This window comes from Pseudomonas sp. FeN3W, from assembly GCA_030263805.2.
GTDB classification, from domain to species: domain Bacteria; phylum Pseudomonadota; class Gammaproteobacteria; order Pseudomonadales; family Pseudomonadaceae; genus Stutzerimonas; species Stutzerimonas stutzeri_G.
The window spans coordinates 3923426-3942630 of sequence record CP136010.1; the positions used below are offsets into that span (position 1 = coordinate 3923426).

The 19205-nt window shown below is 62.5% G+C and carries 16 protein-coding genes; 2 read left to right on the forward strand and 14 right to left on the reverse strand.

The window, feature by feature from the left end; genetic code table 11:
• Positions 1 to 3 precede the first annotated feature (3 nt).
• Positions 4 to 1229 (forward strand): IS3 family transposase gene (locus P5704_018495; GenBank protein WOF78003.1). Its coding sequence is split into 2 segments (ribosomal slippage): positions 4 to 367 and positions 367 to 1229, totalling 1227 coding nucleotides; the frame shifts between segments, so codons are not numbered across the junction.
• 252 nt (positions 1230 to 1481) lie between these two features.
• Positions 1482 to 1850, forward strand: a complete 369-nt coding sequence (locus P5704_018500; protein ID WOF78004.1) for a BON domain-containing protein — start codon at positions 1482 to 1484, stop codon at positions 1848 to 1850.
• A 76-nt stretch (positions 1851 to 1926) separates the two neighbouring features.
• Here the strand turns inward: P5704_018500 and P5704_018505 are convergent, their stop codons facing one another.
• The 14 genes from P5704_018505 to P5704_018570 form a co-directional block, all read right to left on the reverse strand.
• Positions 1927 to 2238, reverse strand: coding sequence for a DUF2845 domain-containing protein (locus tag P5704_018505; GenBank protein ID WOF78005.1), 312 nt, complete (start codon positions 2236 to 2238; stop codon positions 1927 to 1929).
• Between the two features lie 19 nt (positions 2239 to 2257).
• The gene (locus tag P5704_018510) at positions 2258 to 2551 is read right to left on the reverse strand and encodes a DUF2845 domain-containing protein (GenBank protein ID WOF78006.1); all 294 of its coding nucleotides are present in this window, start codon (positions 2549 to 2551) and stop codon (positions 2258 to 2260) included.
• Positions 2551 to 5439: a DUF748 domain-containing protein gene (locus tag P5704_018515; GenBank protein WOF78007.1), complete on the reverse strand. Its 2889-nt coding sequence runs from the start codon at positions 5437 to 5439 to the stop codon at positions 2551 to 2553. The genes P5704_018510 and P5704_018515 overlap by 1 nt, the downstream gene beginning before the upstream one ends.
• An 85-nt stretch (positions 5440 to 5524) precedes the next feature.
• On the reverse strand, positions 5525 to 6541 hold the full coding sequence (locus P5704_018520; protein ID WOF78008.1) for a class I SAM-dependent methyltransferase: 1017 nt from the start codon (positions 6539 to 6541) through the stop codon (positions 5525 to 5527).
• 63 nt (positions 6542 to 6604) lie between these two features.
• Positions 6605 to 7480, reverse strand: coding sequence for an oxygenase MpaB family protein (locus P5704_018525; protein ID WOF78009.1), 876 nt, complete (start codon positions 7478 to 7480; stop codon positions 6605 to 6607).
• A gap of 134 nt (positions 7481 to 7614) precedes the next feature.
• Complete coding sequence (gene pgi / locus P5704_018530) at positions 7615 to 9279, reverse strand: glucose-6-phosphate isomerase (GenBank protein WOF78010.1); 1665 nt, start codon at positions 9277 to 9279, stop codon at positions 7615 to 7617.
• 360 nt (positions 9280 to 9639) lie between these two features.
• Complete coding sequence (locus P5704_018535) at positions 9640 to 10020, reverse strand: aspartate 1-decarboxylase (GenBank protein WOF78011.1); 381 nt, start codon at positions 10018 to 10020, stop codon at positions 9640 to 9642.
• An 83-nt stretch (positions 10021 to 10103) separates the two neighbouring features.
• Entirely contained in the window at positions 10104 to 10964 is an 861-nt protein-coding gene (gene panC / locus P5704_018540) for a pantoate--beta-alanine ligase (GenBank protein WOF78012.1), read from the reverse strand.
• Positions 10961 to 11761 (reverse strand): 3-methyl-2-oxobutanoate hydroxymethyltransferase, encoded by an 801-nt coding sequence (gene panB, locus P5704_018545; protein WOF78013.1) that lies wholly within the window; start codon positions 11759 to 11761, stop codon positions 10961 to 10963. The genes panC and panB overlap by 4 nt, the downstream gene beginning before the upstream one ends.
• Positions 11762 to 11889: 128 nt before the next feature.
• On the reverse strand, positions 11890 to 12417 hold the full coding sequence (gene folK / locus P5704_018550; protein WOF78014.1) for a 2-amino-4-hydroxy-6-hydroxymethyldihydropteridine diphosphokinase: 528 nt from the start codon (positions 12415 to 12417) through the stop codon (positions 11890 to 11892).
• A 1-nt stretch (position 12418) separates the two neighbouring features.
• A complete protein-coding gene (locus P5704_018555; protein ID WOF78015.1) occupies positions 12419 to 13813 on the reverse strand; it encodes a polynucleotide adenylyltransferase PcnB in 1395 nt (464 codons plus the stop codon).
• Positions 13814 to 14565: 752 nt separating this feature from the next.
• Positions 14566 to 15978, reverse strand: coding sequence for a sigma-54 dependent transcriptional regulator (locus P5704_018560; protein ID WOF78016.1), 1413 nt, complete (start codon positions 15976 to 15978; stop codon positions 14566 to 14568).
• Positions 15979 to 16039: 61 nt separating this feature from the next.
• Positions 16040 to 18994, reverse strand: coding sequence for an ATP-binding protein (locus P5704_018565; GenBank protein ID WOF78017.1), 2955 nt, complete (start codon positions 18992 to 18994; stop codon positions 16040 to 16042).
• On the reverse strand, positions 18978 to 19154 hold the full coding sequence (locus P5704_018570) for a hypothetical protein (protein WOF78018.1): 177 nt from the start codon (positions 19152 to 19154) through the stop codon (positions 18978 to 18980). Before P5704_018570 ends, P5704_018565 begins: the two co-directional genes overlap by 17 nt.
• Between the last annotated feature and the right edge of the window lie 51 nt (positions 19155 to 19205).

Consider the following 19205-nt stretch of genomic DNA (forward strand, 5'->3'; position numbering starts at 1 on the left):
GTAATGGAAGCAGCAAAAAGGCGCAGCCAGCGGGACTACACGATGACTTTTAAATTGTCGGTTGTCGACCAGGTCGAAAAAGGCGAGCTGAGTTATAAAGAGGCTCAGGAGCGTTACGGGATTCAAGGCAAGACGACCGTTCTGACGTGGTTACGCAAGCATGGTCGGCAAAACTGGAATCCAGGCGCATATCTTGGCTCGCCGAGGATGGGGATCATGCCCGAGCAAAACCGCCCATTGACGCCAGAGCAACGCATCAAAGAGCTTGAAGAGCAGCTTGCTCTGTCGAATCAAAAAGCGCAGTTTTTCGAAGCTGTCGTGGATGTGTTGCAAACTGACTACGGTCTTTCTGTCGTAAAAAAGCGTCCCGGCAAGTCCTCTCGCAAAAACGAATCCAAAACCTGAGCATCAGCAGGGCTTGCCAGTTCATGGGGATAAGCCGACAGGCTTACTACAAGCGCAATCGCGCCTACACTGCTCGTTTGGTACTGGATCAGGAAGTAGTTGATTTCGTTACCCAAAAACGTCTGCGGCAACCCCGCATGGGGACGCGAAAGCTGCATTATTTGATGCATTGTCAGCCACAGCATGGGCTGCAAGTGGGCCGAGATCGCCTGTTTTCCATTCTGCGCGAGAGACGTTTATTGGTGGCCCGCAAGCGGGCGTATCACAAAACGACTGACAGCCATCATCGCTTTCGGCGACATCCGAACCTGCTCAAACCGGGTCCTGATCAGGTGGTTCCAAGCGGCCCGGAGCAAGTCTGGGTGGCTGACATTACCTATCTGCCCACCCAAGAAGGTGTGGCTTATCTGAGCCTTGTAACCGACGCGTATTCGCGAAAGATCGTGGGATATCACGTCCATGAAAGCCTGCACACCGAGTCGGTAGCGCAGGCGCTGCGTCGAGCAGTGAGACAACGTCAAACCGTGCAGCCGCTGATTCATCACTCGGACAGGGGCAGCCAGTACTGCTCGGGGCTGTACCAGGCGTTGCATGCGAAACACGACATCAGGTGCTCTATGACGGACGGCTATGACTGTTATCAAAACGCGTTGGCAGAGCGGGTCAACGGGATATTGAAGACAGAGCTTTTGCTTCAAAGACCACAGGATTTAGCACAGGCGAAGAAGATGGTGAGTGAATCGGTAGCGATCTATAACCGCGAGCGTCCGCACCTGTCTTTGAGATATCAAACGCCCGATGCGATGCACCGGGCATTTGGGTGAAACAGGTGTAAACCTATTTCAGGACTAGACAGTCGGGATATTTGTGCAAAGCCCTGAACGAGATTGCAAGATGCATGCAGCGGTCAGAGGAAACTTGCAATGTGCAAGTAAACCGTAAATTGGCGATATGCATAACTTATTGATTAGTAAGGGGAAAAAAATAATCTCAAGTTGGCACACGGCTTGCGCTGTTATCCGTGCATCTGAGGCCGGAGTCATGCCCCAGAAACCACGAGAACAGGAGTGACATCTATGAAGACTACTCAGACACTTACTGCCGCCGCCATTGCCGCTGCTCTTAGCCTGCCGTTCGCCGGTGCCGCTCTGGCCGATACCACGCCTGCCATCGACAAGACCGATACCGTCATGCTGGCCGCCAACACGATGGACGATGCTAGTGATACCGCCTCCGATACCTGGATCACCACCAAGGTGAAATCCACCCTACTGGTCGAAGACGCGACTCCCGGCATGGACATCGAAGTGGAAACCAAGGATGGTGTAGTCTCGCTGTCCGGCACCGTAGCTACCGAAGCCGAGAAAGAAGCTGCCGTGGCCAAGGCCAAGGGCATCAAGGGCGTTCGTGAAGTTTCTGCCGACGGCTTGAAAGCCGCCGAGTAACAGCGTTTCCCTGCCAGTTGTTGGCGGGACGAGAAATCAGAAAACCCCACTCTACAGTAGTGGGGTTTTTTGCATTCTAGTTTCCTCGCTCACTGGTGATCTGCCGGAGACGATTGCCTTCGAATCGCAGGAAATGGAGCATGCCGTTGTTCGGCCCGTAGACCCATTCCTCGACAGCCACCTCCTGTTGATAGCCGTAGTCATCAATGACCTCCTTGTAACCGACCAGGGCGGCGCTGGATGGCTCGCCGCATTTGCTGCGAACCTCGGCCGTGCTGGCTTCCAGGCTCACCAGACGGCTGTTACAGCGGTAGGTTGAGGAGGCCTGCGCTTGCAGGCTGCCAAGCAACAGGCAAAGCAGAACGGTGGTGGGAACGCGACGGTCCATCGGTACGGCTCCAGGGTGATCAGTTGGCTCTGCGGGTCTCGATGCGAACCAGGCGGTTGCCTTCGAACGTCAGGATGCTGAGCATGCCATTGCGCGGGCCATAAACCCATTCTTCCAGCGCGAACTCCTGGCGGTCGTTACGGCTGAGCGTGTAGCCGACAAGGTCGCGGTGCTGCGGTACACCGCACTTGTTTTCCACTTCGAAGGTGCGATCACCCGTGGTGACGAGCTGGCTCCCGCAGCGCAGGGTATCGGCGTGAGCCCCGGGAAACGCGGCCAGCAGTACACAAGCAACGTATTTGCGCGAGATCATCATTCACTCCCCAGGTGCATTGCCGTCGCGACCTTGCCGTCGCTCCCTTGTTCGGTCGTGCCGGTGTCCAGCAGGTACACGCGCTCCGAGTCCAGGCCCGCGTCCACCAGATAGCCCTTTATCGCGGCGGCACGTTCGCGGCTGAGGCGCCGTAGTAACGTTGCGCTGTCCCTCCAGGAATCGAGCACTGCCGTGCGCATCTGTGCGGCGCGCTCTTGCTCGTCGAACTCGCGCCACTCGGCTGGCGGCTGCTGCTTGAGGCGACTGCGGTAGATACCTTCCAGCAACGCGGCCTCGTCTTCCGCTTCGACCTGGATCTGGCTGGCGTCCGCGGGCACCTTGTCGCCACGACGCTGCAGGATTCGATACTGGGTTTCGCGAAACTCCTGCTGCAGGCGTTGCTCGGCCAGCAACGGTCCATCGACGGCAGCGGCGCTCATGCCTTCCACTTCCAGGCGTAGAGCCGGACGTTGCTTCAGGGCCGAGGCCAGCGTGTCCAGACGTTTGCGCGCCTCGCTATCCAGCTCGCTGCTGGCCGGATCGAAGCCGACATGGCTGAGATCGGCGTCGCTTCCGCCGGCCAGTCCGGCTATGAACTTGAATGGCGCCTGGGCTGCGCGAACCACCAGATTGCGTAGCGTCTGCCAGACGATCGGCATGACGCTGAACTGCGGGTCGTTCAGGTTGCCCTGCACCGGCAATTCGATGGAGATGGTGCCTTTGCTGTCCTTGAGCAGCGCGACCGCCAGCCTAACAGGCAGATCCACGGCGTCTGGACTGTCGACCTTTTCGCCAAGCTGCAACTGCTCCAGAACGACCTTGTTTTCTGCGTTCAGCCGGCCCTGCTCTATTCGGTAATGCAGATCCAGATTGAGGCGGCCCTTGCGGATCCGGTAGCCGGCGAATTTTCCGGAGTAGGGCGTCAGCGTGGTCAGCTCGACCTGGCGGAAGCTCGTGGCGATGTCGAGACTCTGCAACGGATCGAACGGGGTCAGGCTGCCTTTGATGCTGACGGGCGCATATTGATCCACCTTGCCGGCGACATTCACCGAGGCGGCTTTCTGTTCGCGGTTGTCCAGGGTGCCGATATCGCCGTTGAGCGACTGGATGGCGGTGGCGAAAGGCGGCCGCAGGCTGAAATCGGCAAAGTTCGCCGAGCCGTCGGTAATGGCAATGCCGCCGATACGGATGGCCAGCGGTTCGGAGGGCTCTTGCGCTTGTGCGCTACCATTCCCAGCTTCACTGCGCTCGACCAGCAGGTCGTTGATGTTGGTGCTCAGGTCGGGGTTGATGATGAAGCGGGCATAAGGCTGGCTCAGGTCGACCCGCTCGATAGCCAGCCTGCTCGGGTGCTGATAGTCGAGGCCGTTGAGTTGCAGGCGCTGCCATTTGACGAAGTCGCGATTGTTGATCGTATCCAGCGTATGCAGCTGAGTGGCGTCTACGCTGCCGCGCACGCTGATGGCCAGCGGCTCGGTGGACTTCAGCTCGACCTCGAGTTCGCTGGCCAGCAGGCCGCTGCGTACTTCCAGATGGACCAGTGGGCTGAGATAGGCCTGAGCGATGCGCAGGTCGATATCTCGCGTGGTCACTGCCAGCTTGCCGCTCATGGGGCTCATCTGCAGCTGCCCGTTGGCCTGGATGGCGCCTTGCTTGCCGACGCCGGTTTCCAGTTCGAGGGAGAAGGGGCTGGTGCCGAGGCTGTCGAGTTCGCGGATGTTCAGATTGAGCGGCCCCAGCTCCAGCGCGACCTCTTCGTTCGGGACGCGGTCGACGAGATGGACCCGGTAGTCGCGCAGCTGAGCGTCGCGTAACGACACCTGCCAGGGCGCGCCGGCTTCCTGTGCTGTATCGTCCGCGGCCGAATCGTCGGCATCACTGTTGTCGCTGGTCGAGGCGAACAGTTTCTGCCAGTCGAGTGTTCCATCGGCTTCCCGTGCCGCCCAGGTTTCCAGATTGTGGCTGCGCAGTTTGCCAATGCTGACCTGCTGCTTGGCGAGGTCCAGTGACGTTTCGCTCAGTTCGAGTCGCTCCATGCGAATCAGCTTGCGCCCATCGGGGCTGTCGAGCGCCAATGGCCCGAGTGCGGCCTTGGCATTCTCCAGCTGCAGCGCGAGGTCATCGCTGAGGTCCAGACGATAGTTCGTGCTGAACTCGAGGCTGCCATCCTTGAGTTCCAGCGGCACGGCGTCGCGCACGTAGGGCCACAGATCCTTGAGCTGAAGATCGCTGATCTGCAACTGCCCGCTGGATGTCAGTGGTTGCAGGCTGAGATCGCCCTGCCAGTCGATACGCCCACCGCTTGGCCCGCTGGCGGTTAGGCGGGCATCGGCGCTGCCGTCGCTACGGGTGGCGAGATTGTGCAGTTCGAAATCCAGTGAATCGTAGACCAGGGCAATTGGCTCGCTCGGACGCTGGTCCAGAAAGGCGAGGCGACCGCCTGCCAGTTGCAGACGATCCATGTGCAGCGGAAAGATGTCAGCGTTCTCGCTGGCGGTGGGCTCTGATTCAGGCACTTCGAACAGCTGGCCGAGATCGAGCGTGCCATCTTCGGCGAAGCGTACCTCGACGTGCGGCTCAATCAGCTCGACATTCGCCAGGTGTAGCGTGCGTTGCCAGAGGCTGTCCCACTGCAGGTCGAGGAAGAGTCGCTCGAAAGCCAGCTGGCGATCGTCCTGCTCGCCGATACGCAGGTCGAACAGCGAGAGCTCGAGGCTGAAGGGGTTGAACTCGATACGCTGCAGGCTGGCCGGCACGGTTGCGTAGGCCGCAAGCTGTTGATTGGCGATACGCTGGGCGATACCCGGCAGGATCAGAAAGCCAAGCAGGCTGTAGCAGATCAGCACGAGCGCCACCCCGGTGAACGCACGCTTCATTCCATTGGGCATGACCGGAAGTATTCCTGGCGGATGGTTGCCTTGGAGTATGGCACGCGTATGCGGTTCCCCGAATCGAGCGATACGGGCAATGCGCTCACAGCCGCAGAATCAAGGTCTTCAGTGGGGGCAACCCATCGCGTGAAGGGAAGTCGGCAGCCGGTACCAGTGCCTGCCATTCGCGCACCGGCCTGCCGGCCTTCTCGGCGCAGCGCAGCACCAGGGGCCGCCACTCATCCATCGATACCTTCGCCAGGTTGTTGCAGCAGATCAGCACGCCATCTTCAGCGGTTGCCAGCAACGCCGGTTTGAGCAGGCTCTGATAGTCGCGCAACAGGTCCACCGTGCCGAAGGCGCTGCGTGCCCAGGCGGGTGGATCGAGCACTACCAGATCGAACTGACGTTGTGCCAGGCGCGGATAGTCCGGCAGAACCCGCCCGCGACGGGCGCTGACCGGCAGGCCGGCCAGTTGGCGGATCGCGGGGAAGTAGTCGGAATGCACGAACTGCATCGACGGCAGGGAAGGGTTAAGCTCGCCGTTCTCCCGGCCCGCCGCCAGGTTGCGCTCGGCGAAATCGACATTCCAGACTTCCGCCGCCCCACCTGCGGCAGCGCACAGGCCGACGCCGCAGGTGTAGGAAAACAGATTGAGCACCGACTTGCCGGTGCTGTGTTGCTTGATCCAGCCGCGGGCGTTGCGCAGGTCGAGAAACAGCAGCGGGTCCTGCCCGCTGTGGCGACCACGCACGCGATAGCGCAGGCCCCACTCGTGGGCGACCTGATCTTCCAGCGCCGCGACCTCCGGCTGATGCGCCTGGCTGCTGCGGTCGATCCGCGAGTTGCTCTGCGAGCGATCGTTGTAGATGAGCTGCAGCGATTGTCCGAGAAAGCCGCTGGCTTCGTCATGGATGCTTTGCAGCCCTTGCGCGTCGAGCGCTTGATGGAAGCTTTGCACCATCAGCTGCGGGCCGTAGCGATCGACCGTCAGCCCGGCAGCGCCTTCCTGGCTGCCATGAAACAGTCGGTAGCAATCGGTGCCTTGTTGCTGCAATTCGTCGAGCAGTGGTCGGCGGCTATCGAAGGCGGCGCGCAGCGCCTGGACGAGAGATGACATGCGCGGCGACTCGAATAGAAGGGTGCGCAGTCTATCAAGAATCGCGGTGCTGAGTGCCTGGCGCTAGCGTGGCGGCAGGCCCATGCGTCGGCGCGCGCGGTGCACCGAGCCGCTGCGCACGGCCCAACGCAATACCGGTGCGGTGCTGCGCACGCCGATTCGGATCAGCTGGCGTCGGCTTGCGCTCAGTGTCAGGCCAAACATCTCTGGAGCCCATTCCGGCAAGAGCTCGACCCCTGCATGCAGCATCAGCGTTCCGAAGGGCCTGAGCAGCGGGCTGGGCGCCGGGGCGGTACGCAGTATCTGCAGGATTTCCAGCGCCCGCTCGTCGCTCCGGAGCTGTGGGCGGGTGTGCTCGAGATAAGCCTCGATCTGCGCGCGCGAACGGGGTACGTCGCGGGCGCCGAGTCGCTCGGCGATCAGTGCGACCTCGGCGTAATAGCGATCCTGCTCGACAGCAGATAGAGCCGGATTGAGATAGCGAAGGTGTGACTTGAGAAAGCTGCTGACCTCGGCGACATGCACCCAGGTCAGCAGGTCGGGATCGGATGCGGCGTAGGGACGACCATCCGGTGCCGTACCGGATACGCCCGCGTGAATCCGCTTGACCCGCTCGATCAGCCGGTCGGCATCGGCATGGCTGCCGAAGGTAGTGGCGGAGATGAACTGCCCGGTGCGCCGCAGCCGGCCAAGCAGGTCCTCGCGAAAATTCGAGTGATCCCAAACGCCGGACAGTGCCAATGGGTGCAACGCCTGCAATAGCAGTGCGGAGATTCCGCCGACCATCATCGAGGTGAAATCGCCATGCACGCGCCAGCACACTGACTCAGGCCCGAACAGACCGGGATCGCCCGGCGGGTTCTCGTAGTCGACACCGCCGATCGCCAGGCCGGTAAGGCTGAGCACGCGGGTTTCGATATGACGGCGAATGAATTCCATGGCGACCGCGCTGTTGGCTTGGCAAGTGGCGATGTTACCTGAACAGGCGCAGAGGGCTCGCCAATTGGCGGCGGAAACGGGGGAAGGAGGAGAGACCGGACAGCAGCGGTGCACTGTCCGGTCGAGAGGCGCTATCAGCCGCGGTGACGGCCGCGGAAGAAGTCGATCAGGCCTTGGGTCGAAGCATCTTCGGCCGGCGCAGCATCGAAGCGGGTCATCTGATTGTAGACGGCCTTGCCCAGATCCTTGCCGAGCTCCACACCCCACTGGTCGAACGAGTTGATCCCCCAGATCACGCCTTGGACGAACACCTTGTGCTCGTACAGTGCGATCAGTGCGCCGAGGCGGCCGGGGCTGATGGTTTCCATCACCACGGTGTTGCTCGGGCGATTGCCGGGAATCACCTTGTGCGGGGCGAGACGCTGAACCTCGGCTTCGTCCAGGCCCTTGGCGCGCAGCTCGGCCTCGGCTTCTTCGCGCGTCTTGCCGCGCATCAGGGCCTGGCTTTGCGACAGGCAGTTGGCGTAGAGCCACTCATGGTGGTCGGCGACCGGGTTGTGGCTGACCACGGGGACGATGAAGTCGGCCGGGATCAACGGCGTGCCCTGGTGCAGCAACTGGTGGTAGGCGTGCTGGCCGTTGCAGCCGACACCGCCCCAGATCACCGGGCCGGTGGTGCAGGACACCGGTGTGCCGTCCTGGCGCACGCTCTTGCCGTTGGACTCCATGTCCATCTGCTGCAGGTGTTTGACGAAGTTGCGCAGGTAGTGGTCGTAGGGCAGGAACGCGTAGCTCTGCGCGCCCCAGAAGTTGTGGTACCAGACGCCGAGCATCGCCAGCAGCACCGGCATGTTGCTTTCGAACGGCTCGCTGAGGAAATGCTGGTCCATGCTGTAGGCGCCGGACAGCAAATCCTTGAAGTTGGACATGCCGATCGCCAGGGCGATGGGCAAGCCGATCGCCGACCACAGCGAATAGCGACCGCCGACCCAGTCCCACATAGGGAAGATGTTCTTTTCGCGGATACCGAATTCGACCGCCGCCTGCTTGTTGCTGGTGACGGCGATGAAGTGGCGGTAGAGCTTCTCTTCGGTGCCGCCCTTGCCCAGATACCAGGTGCGCGCGGCCTGGGCGTTCTTCAGCGTCTCGAGAGTGCCGAACGTCTTGCTGGAAATGATGAACAGCGTGGTTTCGACATTCAGCTTGGCAGTCACTTCGCGGAATTCGCTGCCGTCGATGTTCGCCAGATAGTGTGTGCGCACGCCGTGCTGGGTGAACGGTAGCAGTGCCTCGGATACCAGCTGCGGGCCGAGGAACGAGCCGCCGATGCCGATGTTCACCACGTCGGTGATGGTCTTGTCGCTGAAGCCGCGCCACAGGTTGTTGTGGATGCGGGTGACGATGTCGGTCATCTGCGCCAGCGCAGTGTGCACGTCACGCATGATGTTCTTGCCGTCGACCATCACCGAGTCGCCCATCGGGCGGCGCAGGGCGGTGTGCAGCACGGGGCGGTTTTCCGAGGCGTTGATGCGTTCGCCTTCGAACATGGCGTGCGCGGCTTGCTCGACCCCGGCCTCACGGGCCAGATTCACCAGCAAGGTGCGGGTTTCGGGGGTGATGAGGTTCTTCGAGTAATCGAGAAACAGGCCGCTACAGGAAACCGACAGGTCATCGAAGCGCGTCGGGTCGGCCTTGAATGCTTCGCGCATGCTGAAGTTCTGCATGGCCAGGCGGTGTTCTTCCAGGGCCTTCCAGGATGGCAGGCCGGTGACATCGAGCGGATGCTGGTAGTAGCTCATGGTGATGCGGCTTCCTTTGCTTTGACAGGCCGCTGAATCCCTGCTGTCGCACGCGCAGGCGCGCGTTGGTCACGATGGGATTCAGTAATGTGTATGACCGTGCGGGCGCGCCGGCACTCCTCCTGAATGCTGCGGATGCTGGCCGAACCCGGCTTTCACCGAGCCGGTGAAGGCACATCCTATGCCATCAGAGTCAGCTCAGACAGGGGAAACCCCCACTCTGTTCCGGGCCATTGCCTTCTATTCTGCCCGGGCCCGTGCTTTCGCTCGTTCACCTATCGAGTGTGCGCCATGTTCAAATGAAAAAGCCCGAAGTGCAGAACACTTCGGGCTTCCGTTCGACAGCGCCTGAACGGTGAGTCAGGCGACCTGTACCGGGATGGCGTTGCTGGTATGGCTCAGCTCGCCGTCGGCACCCATGTACAGCACATGCGGTTTGAAACTGGCCAGTTCGGCCTCGCTGTAGTGAGCGTAGGCACAGATGATCAGGCGATGACCGACACCAGCCTTGTGAGCAGCGGCACCGTTGACCGAGATGATCTTCGAGCCTTCTTCGCCGCGGATGGCGTAGGTGGTGAAGCGCTCGCCATTGTCGACGTTGTAGATCTGGATCTGTTCGTATTCACGGATGCCGGCCAGGTCCAGCCAATCGCCGTCGATGGCGCAGGAACCTTCGTAATCGAGCACCGAGTGAGTTACCTGGGCGCGGTGCAGTTTGGCCTTGAGCATGATGGCGTGCATAGCGGGGTCCTCCGGGTGCGCAAGCGGCGCAGAGTGTGCCCTAAGCCTCGAACGTGATCAAGGCTGCGGGCAATTGGCTGGGATCAGGCCGATGTGTGGATGTCCACCAGCAGGTTGTCGATCAGCCGCGTCTTGCCCAGGTAGGCGGCGGCGAGGATGACCAGCTCGGTGGAGCGCTCGCTGACTGGCTGCAGATCGATCGCGTTGCGGATCTCCAGATAGTCCGGGCGCAGGCCGGCGGCCTGCAGAGCGCTCAGGCCTTCGGCGATCAGCGTCGGGTAGTCGCGGCGACCGCCCCGGATCGCCACGTCCAGCTGACTCAGGGTGCGGTACAGCGCTGGCGCCGTGGCGCGTTCGTCGGCGCTCAGATAGCCGTTGCGCGAAGACAGCGCCAGACCATCGGCGGCGCGAACGATCGGCTCCGAGAGGATCTGCACCGGCATGTTCAGATCGCGGACCATGGTGCGGATCACCGCCAGCTGCTGGAAGTCTTTCTGGCCGAATACGGCGAGGTCCGGCAGCACCATATTGAACAGCTTGTTGACCACGGTGGAAACACCGTCGAAATGCCCTGGGCGGCTGCCACCGCAGAGGCCTTCGGAAACGCCGGGCACGCGAACGATGGTCTGCTGGGCCTGGCCGTGCGGGTACATCTCTTCGACGCTCGGCGCGAAGAGCAGGTGGCAGCCGGCTTCGAACAGCTTGTCCTGATCCGCGGCGAGCGTGCGCGGGTAGTTGTCCAGGTCTTCGTTGGGGCCGAACTGTAGCGGATTGACGAAGATGCTGGCGACCACGAAGTCGGCGCGCTGGCCGGCCTTCTTCACCAGCGCGATGTGACCGGCGTGCAGGTTGCCCATGGTCGGCACGAAGCCGATGCGCTTGCCTTCCCCGCGGGCACGGGACACCGCGGCACGCAGGTCGGCAATGGTCTTGACGATGTTCATGCGGAGAAACCGTGTTCGGCTGCGGGGAATTCGGTGGCCTTCACGGCTTTCACGTAGCCGGCGATGGCGGATGGGATATCGCCATGCTCGCGCATGAAGTTCTTGACGAACTTCGGTACGCGACCACCGAGCGAGAGCCCGAGCATATCGTGCAACACCAGCACCTGGCCGTCCGTGTCGCTGCCGGCGCCGATGCCGATCACCGGAATCTGCACCGCCCGGGTGATGCGTGCAGCCAGTTCGCTGGGAACGCATTCGAGCAGCAGCATGGCGGCGCCAGCGGTTTCCAGTGCCTTGGCGTCTTCCAGCATCTGTTGTGCCTGGGCTTGCTCGCGGCCTTGTACCTTGTAGCCGCCGAAGATGTTCACCGCCTGCGGCGTCAGGCCCATGTGCGCGCAGACCGGAATGCCGCGTTCGGCCAGCAGGCGGATCGAATCGGCCAGCCAGGCGGTGCCCTCCAGCTTGATCATGTGCGCGCCAGCCTGCATCAGCACGGCTGAATTGCTCAGGGTCTGCTCGGTGGTGGCGTTGGCCATGAACGGCAGGTCGGCGACGATCATCGCCCCACGATTACCGCGCTTGACGCTGGCGGTGTGATAGGCCATGTCGGCAACGGTAACCGGCAGGGTGCTGTCGTGACCTTGCAGAACCATGCCGAGTGAATCGCCGATCAGTAGCATCTCGACGCCCGCGTCGCAGGCGGTCTTGGCGAAGGTGGCGTCATAGCAGGTGAGCATGACGATCTTCTCGCCTTTCTGCTTGAGCCCTTGCAGCGTGGTCAGGGTTACGTCTGGCATGAATGCCGTCCTCTTCGAGCCTCGGAGGTCAGGGTTGCCGCGCGGCGCACCGGTTGGGTGCGTGGGGGCCGCGGATGGCAGAGGGCGCTTATAGTCCCGGCGGCGACAGAGTAAGTCAATCGTGAGTGTTACCCGCGCGTTACGTTCGTTACCGCGGCGGTGACACCGTCATTGCCAAGCCGTTCGAGGCCGCTGAAGGGGCAGGCGGCGAGCAGGTCGACGAGTCGGCGGCCATCGGCCAGCAGCAACTCCGCCGGGGCGATTTCGGCGAGCGGGTAGAGCACGAACGCGCGGGCTTGCAGGTGGTAGTGCGGAACCTGCAGGCGGGGCTCGGCGATCAGGCGATCACCGAACAGCAGGATGTCCAGATCCAGTGTACGCGGGCCCCAGCGCTCGGCCTTGCGCTCGCGGCCCTGGGCCAGTTCGATGCGTTGCAGGGCGTCGAGCAGATCGAGCGGCGCGAGACTGGTGTCCAGTGCGGCAACCGCGTTGACGTAACGTGGTTGGTCGGCCGGTCCGAGTGGGTCGCTGGCATAGAGCGACGATACCGCTGCGAGATTGCTCTGTGGCAACTCTGCCAGTGCCTGCAGGGCACCGCGCAGCTGCTGTTGCGGATCGGCCAGGTTGCTGCCCAGGCCGATGTAGGCGCGTTCCATGTTACTCGGCCGGGTTGCCGGCGTTGTCGCCCGGACCACGGCGGCGGCGCCCCCCGCGGCGACGCTTCTTCGCTCCGCCGGCTTCTTCCTTGTTGCTGAGGCCGCGAATCATGTTGCGACGTTCGCTGTCGCTGGCGTCCTGATATGCGGTCCACCAGTCGCCGAGGCCGTTGGTTTTCTCTCCGGCGCTCTCGCGTAGCAGAAGGAAATCGTAGCCGGCACGGAAGCGCGGATTTTCCAGCAGTTGATCGGCGCGGCGACCCTGCCGACGCGGCAGGCGTTCCTGCATGTCCCAGATCTCGCGCATGGGAATGGTGAAGCGTTTCGGAATCGCGGTGCGCTGGCACTGCTCCCAGATGATGTCGTGCGCCGCTTCCTGCATCGCCGGGATCGGCGGCATGCCACGGTCCTGCAGCTCCAGTACACGGGCGGGCAGGGCTGGCCAGAGCAGCGCGGCGAAGAGGAACGCCGGCGTCACCGGCTTGCCCTGGGCGATGCGCAGGTCGGTGTTGGCCAGGGCGTTGCGGATCAGCGTGCCGGCGTACTCGGGGTTGCGCTCGAGTGCGGCGGCGCTCGCCGGGAATAGCGGGGCGAAGAGATCGTATTCGAGCAGCAACTCGAAGGTGCGCTCGGCCTTGCCGCCGAGGAACAGCTTGAGCACTTCGTCGAACAGGCGTGCCGAGGGAATGCCGTCGAGCAGCTCGGCGAGGTCGACGATGGGTTCGGCGCTGTGCCGTTCGATCTCGAAGTCGAGCTTGGCGGCGAAACGCACGGCGCGCAGCATGCGCACCGGGTCTTCCTGATAGCGTTGCTCGGGATCGCCGATCAGGCGGACCAGGCGGTTGCGGATGTCATGCACGCCGTGGGTGTGATCGAGAATGCGCTCGGTGGCCGGGTCGTAGTACAGCGCGTTGATGGTGAAGTCGCGGCGCTGGGCGTCGTCTTCGAGAGTGCCGTAGACGTTGTCGCGCAGGATGCGGCCGCTCTCGTTGCGCGAAGCGAGGTGGCTGGCGTCGTCGTCATCCTCTTCCGGATGGTTGGCGCGGAAGGTGGCGACCTCGATGATCTCTCGCCCGAAATGCACATGCACCAGTTTGAAACGCCGACCGATCACCCGTGCGTTGCGGAATTCGGCGCGGACCTGTTCGGGGGTCGCACTGGTCGCGACGTCGTAATCCTTGGGGTTCAGCTGCAGCAGCAGATCGCGCACGCAGCCGCCGACCACATAGGCCTCGTAACCCGCCTGCTGCAGGCGTTCGACCACGCTCACCGCGTAACGACTGATCTCGTTTCGATTCAGGGAATGCTGCCGGCTGGACAGGATTTCAGGTGTGCGGCGGGGATGCGGGATGCGGCGCAGAGGAAGACGAAAAGACTGGAACAGCTTTTTCAGCATGGGGGGCAACTGTGTGGCGAAAGACGGGCCGGTGTCGCGAATGGCCGCGAAACCTGCGCGGATTCTAGCACCGAGAGTGCTGGATGTTGAACGATGCGCGGGGAGGTGTCAAAAAGCATCGTGCGCCGCGTCACGCGGGCAGTGCTTGGCACAGGGAGGAGGCCGCACGGCAGCGACGCTTGCCGAGCGCAAGGCGTAAGACTGCTGTGAAGGAAAATGGGTAAACCCCCGGATAGCACAAAGGGGAGCCGAAGCTCCCCTTTTAATACTGTTGCGTGCTTTATTGTTATTAGTCGCTCAGGCGTTGCTGTTCTTGTTGTTCGCCTGTTCCATCGGGCCGTGGCCGTCAGAAGCACTCCACATTGGGAGCTAATAGCAAACGGATTTCTTTGGTCGCTGACTTTGCCTTGATCTTCGATCCAACCAGTGCGGGCCCTGCTGATGCAGTTTTTGTTGTTCTCGGCCTGGTCGTGGGGCGAACCCCGTGGCAAGTCCTCTCCAAAAGAATCAGTTAGCTGCGCCTCCGCCTTCTTGTCGTTATTTTGCTGGAGCCGTTACGTCTTGTTCTTATTGTGGGATCTGCTTGTTATTGTTGTTGTGGCCTGTAAGTAAGCAGTTGCCGTGCCAGCTTTTGAAATTCCTTATTTATCAATGGCTTATTGATTTTCAGGCCTGCGTCGGGCAATAAAAAACCGGGGCAGCGTTACCGTTGCTCCCGGTTTTTGTTACGAGTCATGGCGAGTGGTAACAGATTACCCGGCCGCGCTACTCGACTTGCGCCGCGGGATGCCCAGGCGCTGGCGGCGTTCCCACAGACACTTACGGCTGATGCCCAGCTTGCGAGCCAGCTCGGTCTCGGTCATGTGATCCTGATGCTCGAGCACGAAGTGCTGGAAGTAATCCTCCAGCGACAGATCCTCGGTCGGCTCGTTGCCGGTGGCGATGCCGCGAATGGTGCCAAGGGGTTCGTCGAAATCATCGTCCAGCTCATCCAACTCGATATCGATACCCAGCAGCTCGGCATCGATCTCCGGGCTTTCGCTGAGAATGGCTGCGCGCTCGATCGCGTTTTCCAGCTCACGAACGTTGCCCGGCCAGGAGTAATGACGGATCGCCTGCTCGGCATCGCGGGAAAAATGCAGGTCGTCGCTGCTCATGCGTTCGCCCTGGCGCGCCAGGAACGCCTTGGCGATCTCCAGCACGTCACCGCCCCGCTCGCGCAGCGGCGGCAGCTTGAGCGCGATGACGTGCAGGCGGTAATAGAGGTCTTCACGGAATTGGCCGGTCTTGGCCAGGGTTTTCAGGTCGCGGTGGGTGGCGGCGATCAGGCGTACGTCGACCTTCTGTGACTGTACCGAACCGACCCGGCGGATTTCGCCTTCCTGCAACACCCTGAGCAGGCGCGCCTGAGCTTCGAGGGGCAGCTCGCCGATCTCGTCGAGGAACAGCGTGCCGCCGTCGGCAGCTTCGACCAGGCCGGCGCGCCCGGCGCTGGCGCCGGTAAAGGCGCCTTTCTCGTGGCCGAACAATTCGGATTCGATCAGTGTTTCCGGGATGGCCGCGCAGTTGACGGAAATCATCGGCGCCTTGGCACGGCGCGAGAGGTTATGCAGCGCGCGGGCGACCAGCTCCTTGCCGGTGCCCGATTCGCCCTGGATCAGCACGTTGGAATCGGTCGGCGCGACCTTGCGGATCTTGCCGAACAGGTCCTGCATGGGCGCGCAGTGGCCGATGATGCCGATGTCTTCGCGGTCGCTTGCCGCTGAGGCGGCGCTCGCGCCACGTGAGGGCTGCGCCTGTGCCGCGGCGTTGTGCTGATGGTCGGTGAGGATGCGTGCCACGGTCTGCAGCATCTCGTCATGGTCGAACGGCTTGGCGATGTAGTCGACCGCGCCCATCTTCATCGAGTCCACGGCCGAGCGCAGGCTGGCGTAGCTGGTCATGATCAGCACCGGCGTACCTTCGGCGAGCTTGATCAGCTCGGTGCCGGGCGCGCCGGGAAGTCTCAGGTCGCTGACGATGAGGTCGAAACCCGGGATGCTGTAGCGCTCCTGTGCTTCCTGCACCGAGCCGGCTTCGCTGACCTCGTACTGGTTACGCTCGAGGAGGCGTCGCAGCGCGGAGCGGATGATGGTTTCGTCTTCGACGATCAGAATGTGTGACATCAGTACTCTCTCGACGGTCTGGAGGCATAACCGGCAAAGGGCCGGTACGGCAGTCGCCTCTTCAACTTACGGCATGGGACGCTTCGACATGCCGCGGCAGGGTGATGCGAAAACGGGTGCCGCGCTGTGTTTCCGGGTCGGCCGGGCTGTCGATATCGATCTGGCCATAATGCTCTTCAATGATCGAATAGACCAGCGCGAGGCCCAGGCCAGTACCTTCGCCAGGGTCCTTGGTGGTGAAGAATGGCTCGAACAGCCGGTCCTGGATGTCCTTCGGAATGCCGCTGCCCTCGTCTTCCACCGTCAGGTACACCGTCTGCTCGGCAACTTCGCTGCTGATGCGGATCACCCCGCCTTGCGGCGACGCGTCGCGGGCATTGGACAGCAGGTTGATCAGCACTTGGGCGAGGCGCTGTGGATCACCCTCGGCGAAATGCATGGGATCGCAGATGTTAATGAACTGCACCTCGGTGCGATTGCGGTTGAGTGAGAGCAGGCCGATGGCGTCCTGTGTCACCTGCGCCAGGCTCACCGGATAGAGCTGGTGCTGCCGCTCGCCGGCATGGGCGAAGCTCATCAACGATTGCACGATGCGCGATACGCGTTTGGTCTGCTCGATGATCTGGCCGCTGATCTCGACGATCTCCCCGTCGCCTTCGCGCTCATCGCGCAGGTTCTGCGCCAGGCAGGCGATGCCGGTGATCGGGTTGCCGATCTCGTGCGCCACACCGGCGGCCAGGCGGCCGATGCTGGCCAGGCGCTCGGAGTGCACCAGGCGGTCTTCGAGTTGCTGGGTTTCGGTCAGGTCCTCGACCAGCAGCACCAGGCCGCTGTTGCCTGGTGCCAGCGGCTCGGCGATCGCCGCCTTGTGCAGATTGAGGCAGCGGCGATGACCGTTGTGTGCCAGACGCTGCTTGTGCAGGTGTTCGTCGGCCTGCTCGATGAAGTCGCTCAGCAGGCTGCGCCAGGGTTCGGCGATGGTCGACAGGCGCGAGCCGACGACTTGCAGCGCGGGGATCTCGGTGAGCTCCTCGAGCGCGCGGTTCCACATGAGGATTTCCTGATCCTTGGCCAACGAGCAGACGCCCATTGGCAGCTCCTGCAAGGTCTGGCGGTGATAGCGGCGCAGGGCGTCCAGTTCCGCGGCGAGGCCGGTCAGGCGCGAGTGATATTCCTCCAGCCGGCTTTCGATGAAGTGGATGTCCTCGGTGATGTAGCCATCGGCGCCGTTCTTGTAGGCCAGGAAATTCTCGACGATGTCCTGGGCCACGCTGGGGCCCATCAGGCCGGAGAGGTTGGCTTCGATACGGTCGCGCAGGCGGCGCAGCGCGTAGGGGCGATGTTCGTCGAAGGGTAGCTGCAGATCGCGCAGGGCCTGTTCCACTTCCCGTTGCGCGGTCTTGGCACCCAGTGGCTTGGCCAGCTGGGTGGCGAATTCCTGCGGCGAGGCGGCGATCAATTCGCGCCGTTGCGGGCGGCGCACGTTCTCCACCGCGCAGGCTTCGGCAGCGCTCTGCTCCTCGGGGCTGGTTTCGCTGAAGATCGAGAACAGCGAGAACGCCAGCACGTTGACCGCCAGTGAGGCGATTGCCGCCAGGTGCCAGCTGGTGTCGTCCAGCACGTAGACGACGTTGAGCAGTGGGATGTAGAAGCCGTCCAGGTTGCCCACCAGCGGTAACAGCATGGTCACCACCCAGACGCCGATGCCGGCCAGCAGGCCGGCGATGTAGCCGCGGCGATTGGCGGTCGGCCAGTAGAGCACGGACAGCACGCCGGGCAGGAACTGCAGGGTGGCGACGAAGGCGACGATGCCCAGGTTGGACAGGTCCTGTTCGGCGCCGAGCAACAGGTAGAAGCCGTAGCCGGCCATGATGATCGCGAAGATCAGACTGCGCCGTGTCCACTTCAGCCAGCGGTAGATATTGCCTTCGCTGGACGGCTGATACAGCGGCAGCACCAGGTGGTTGAGCGCCATGCCCGACAGCGCCAGGGTGCTGACGATGATCAGCCCGCTGGAGGCCGAGAGACCGCCAACGAAGGCCAGCAGCGCCAGCGTTTCGCTCTGGGCGGCGATGCCCAGGCCCAGGGTGAAGTACTCGGGGTTGGTGCTGACCCCCAGCTTCAGTCCGGCCCAGAGGATCAGCGGCACGGCCAGGCTCATCAGCAGCAGATAGAGCGGCAGGCCCCAGCTGGCGCTCACCAGGCCGCGAGGATCGAGATTCTCGGTGAAGGTCATGTGATACATGTGCGGCATCACGATGGCCGAGGCGAAGAACACCAGCAGCAGTGTGCGCCAGGGCCCTTCCTGCAAGGGAGTGTGCAGTGCCTGCAGCGCCGACTGGTTCTGCAGCAGCCAGATCTCCAGCTGATGCGGGCCGCCGAACACCACATAAAGGGCATAGAGGCCGATGGCACCGAAGGTCACCAGCTTGACGATGGATTCGAAGGCGATGGCGAACACCAGACCTTCGTGCTTCTCGCGCGTGGCGATGTGGCGTGCGCCGAAGAGGATGGTGAAGAGCATGATCATCAGGCAGTAGCCCAGCGCCACGCGCTCCTGTAGGGGTTCCAGAGTGAGAATGCCGATGGCGTCGGCCACCGCCTGAATCTGCAGGGCCAACAGCGGCAGCATGCCGATCAGCATGACGATGGTGGTTAGCGCGCCGCTCCAGGTGCTGCGAAAGCGGAACGCGACCAAATCGGCCAGCGATGACAGCTGATAGGTGCGGGTAATGCGCAGGATCGGGTAGAGCAGTACCGGTGCCAGCAGGAACGCGCCGCAGACCCCCAGGTAGGTGGCGAGGAAGCCGTAACCGTACTGGTAGGCCAGGCCAACCGTGCCGTAGAAGGCCCAGGCGCTGGCGTAGACGCCCAGCGACAATGTGTAGGTCAACGGGTGGCGGATCACCCAGCGCGGAATCAATCCGCGCTCGCTGACCCAGGCCACGCCGAACAGCATGATCAGGTAGGCGACGCTGATCAGGATCAGCTGGCTCAGGCTAAAGCTCGTCTGCATCACGCTGGCTCTGGAGGATGAAGGTCACCACGATGAGGATCAGCCACAGCACGTAGGGCCGATACCAGGCCCCGTTGGGGTCGATCCACCAGTCCATGATGGCTGGGGAGAACAGATAGATCCCCACCACCAGGAGCAGCACCAGTCGGTAGATATACATGCCGGGTCTCGTGTCGGAAGTGGGGCGATGGTAGAGCAGCGGCGGTCGGCA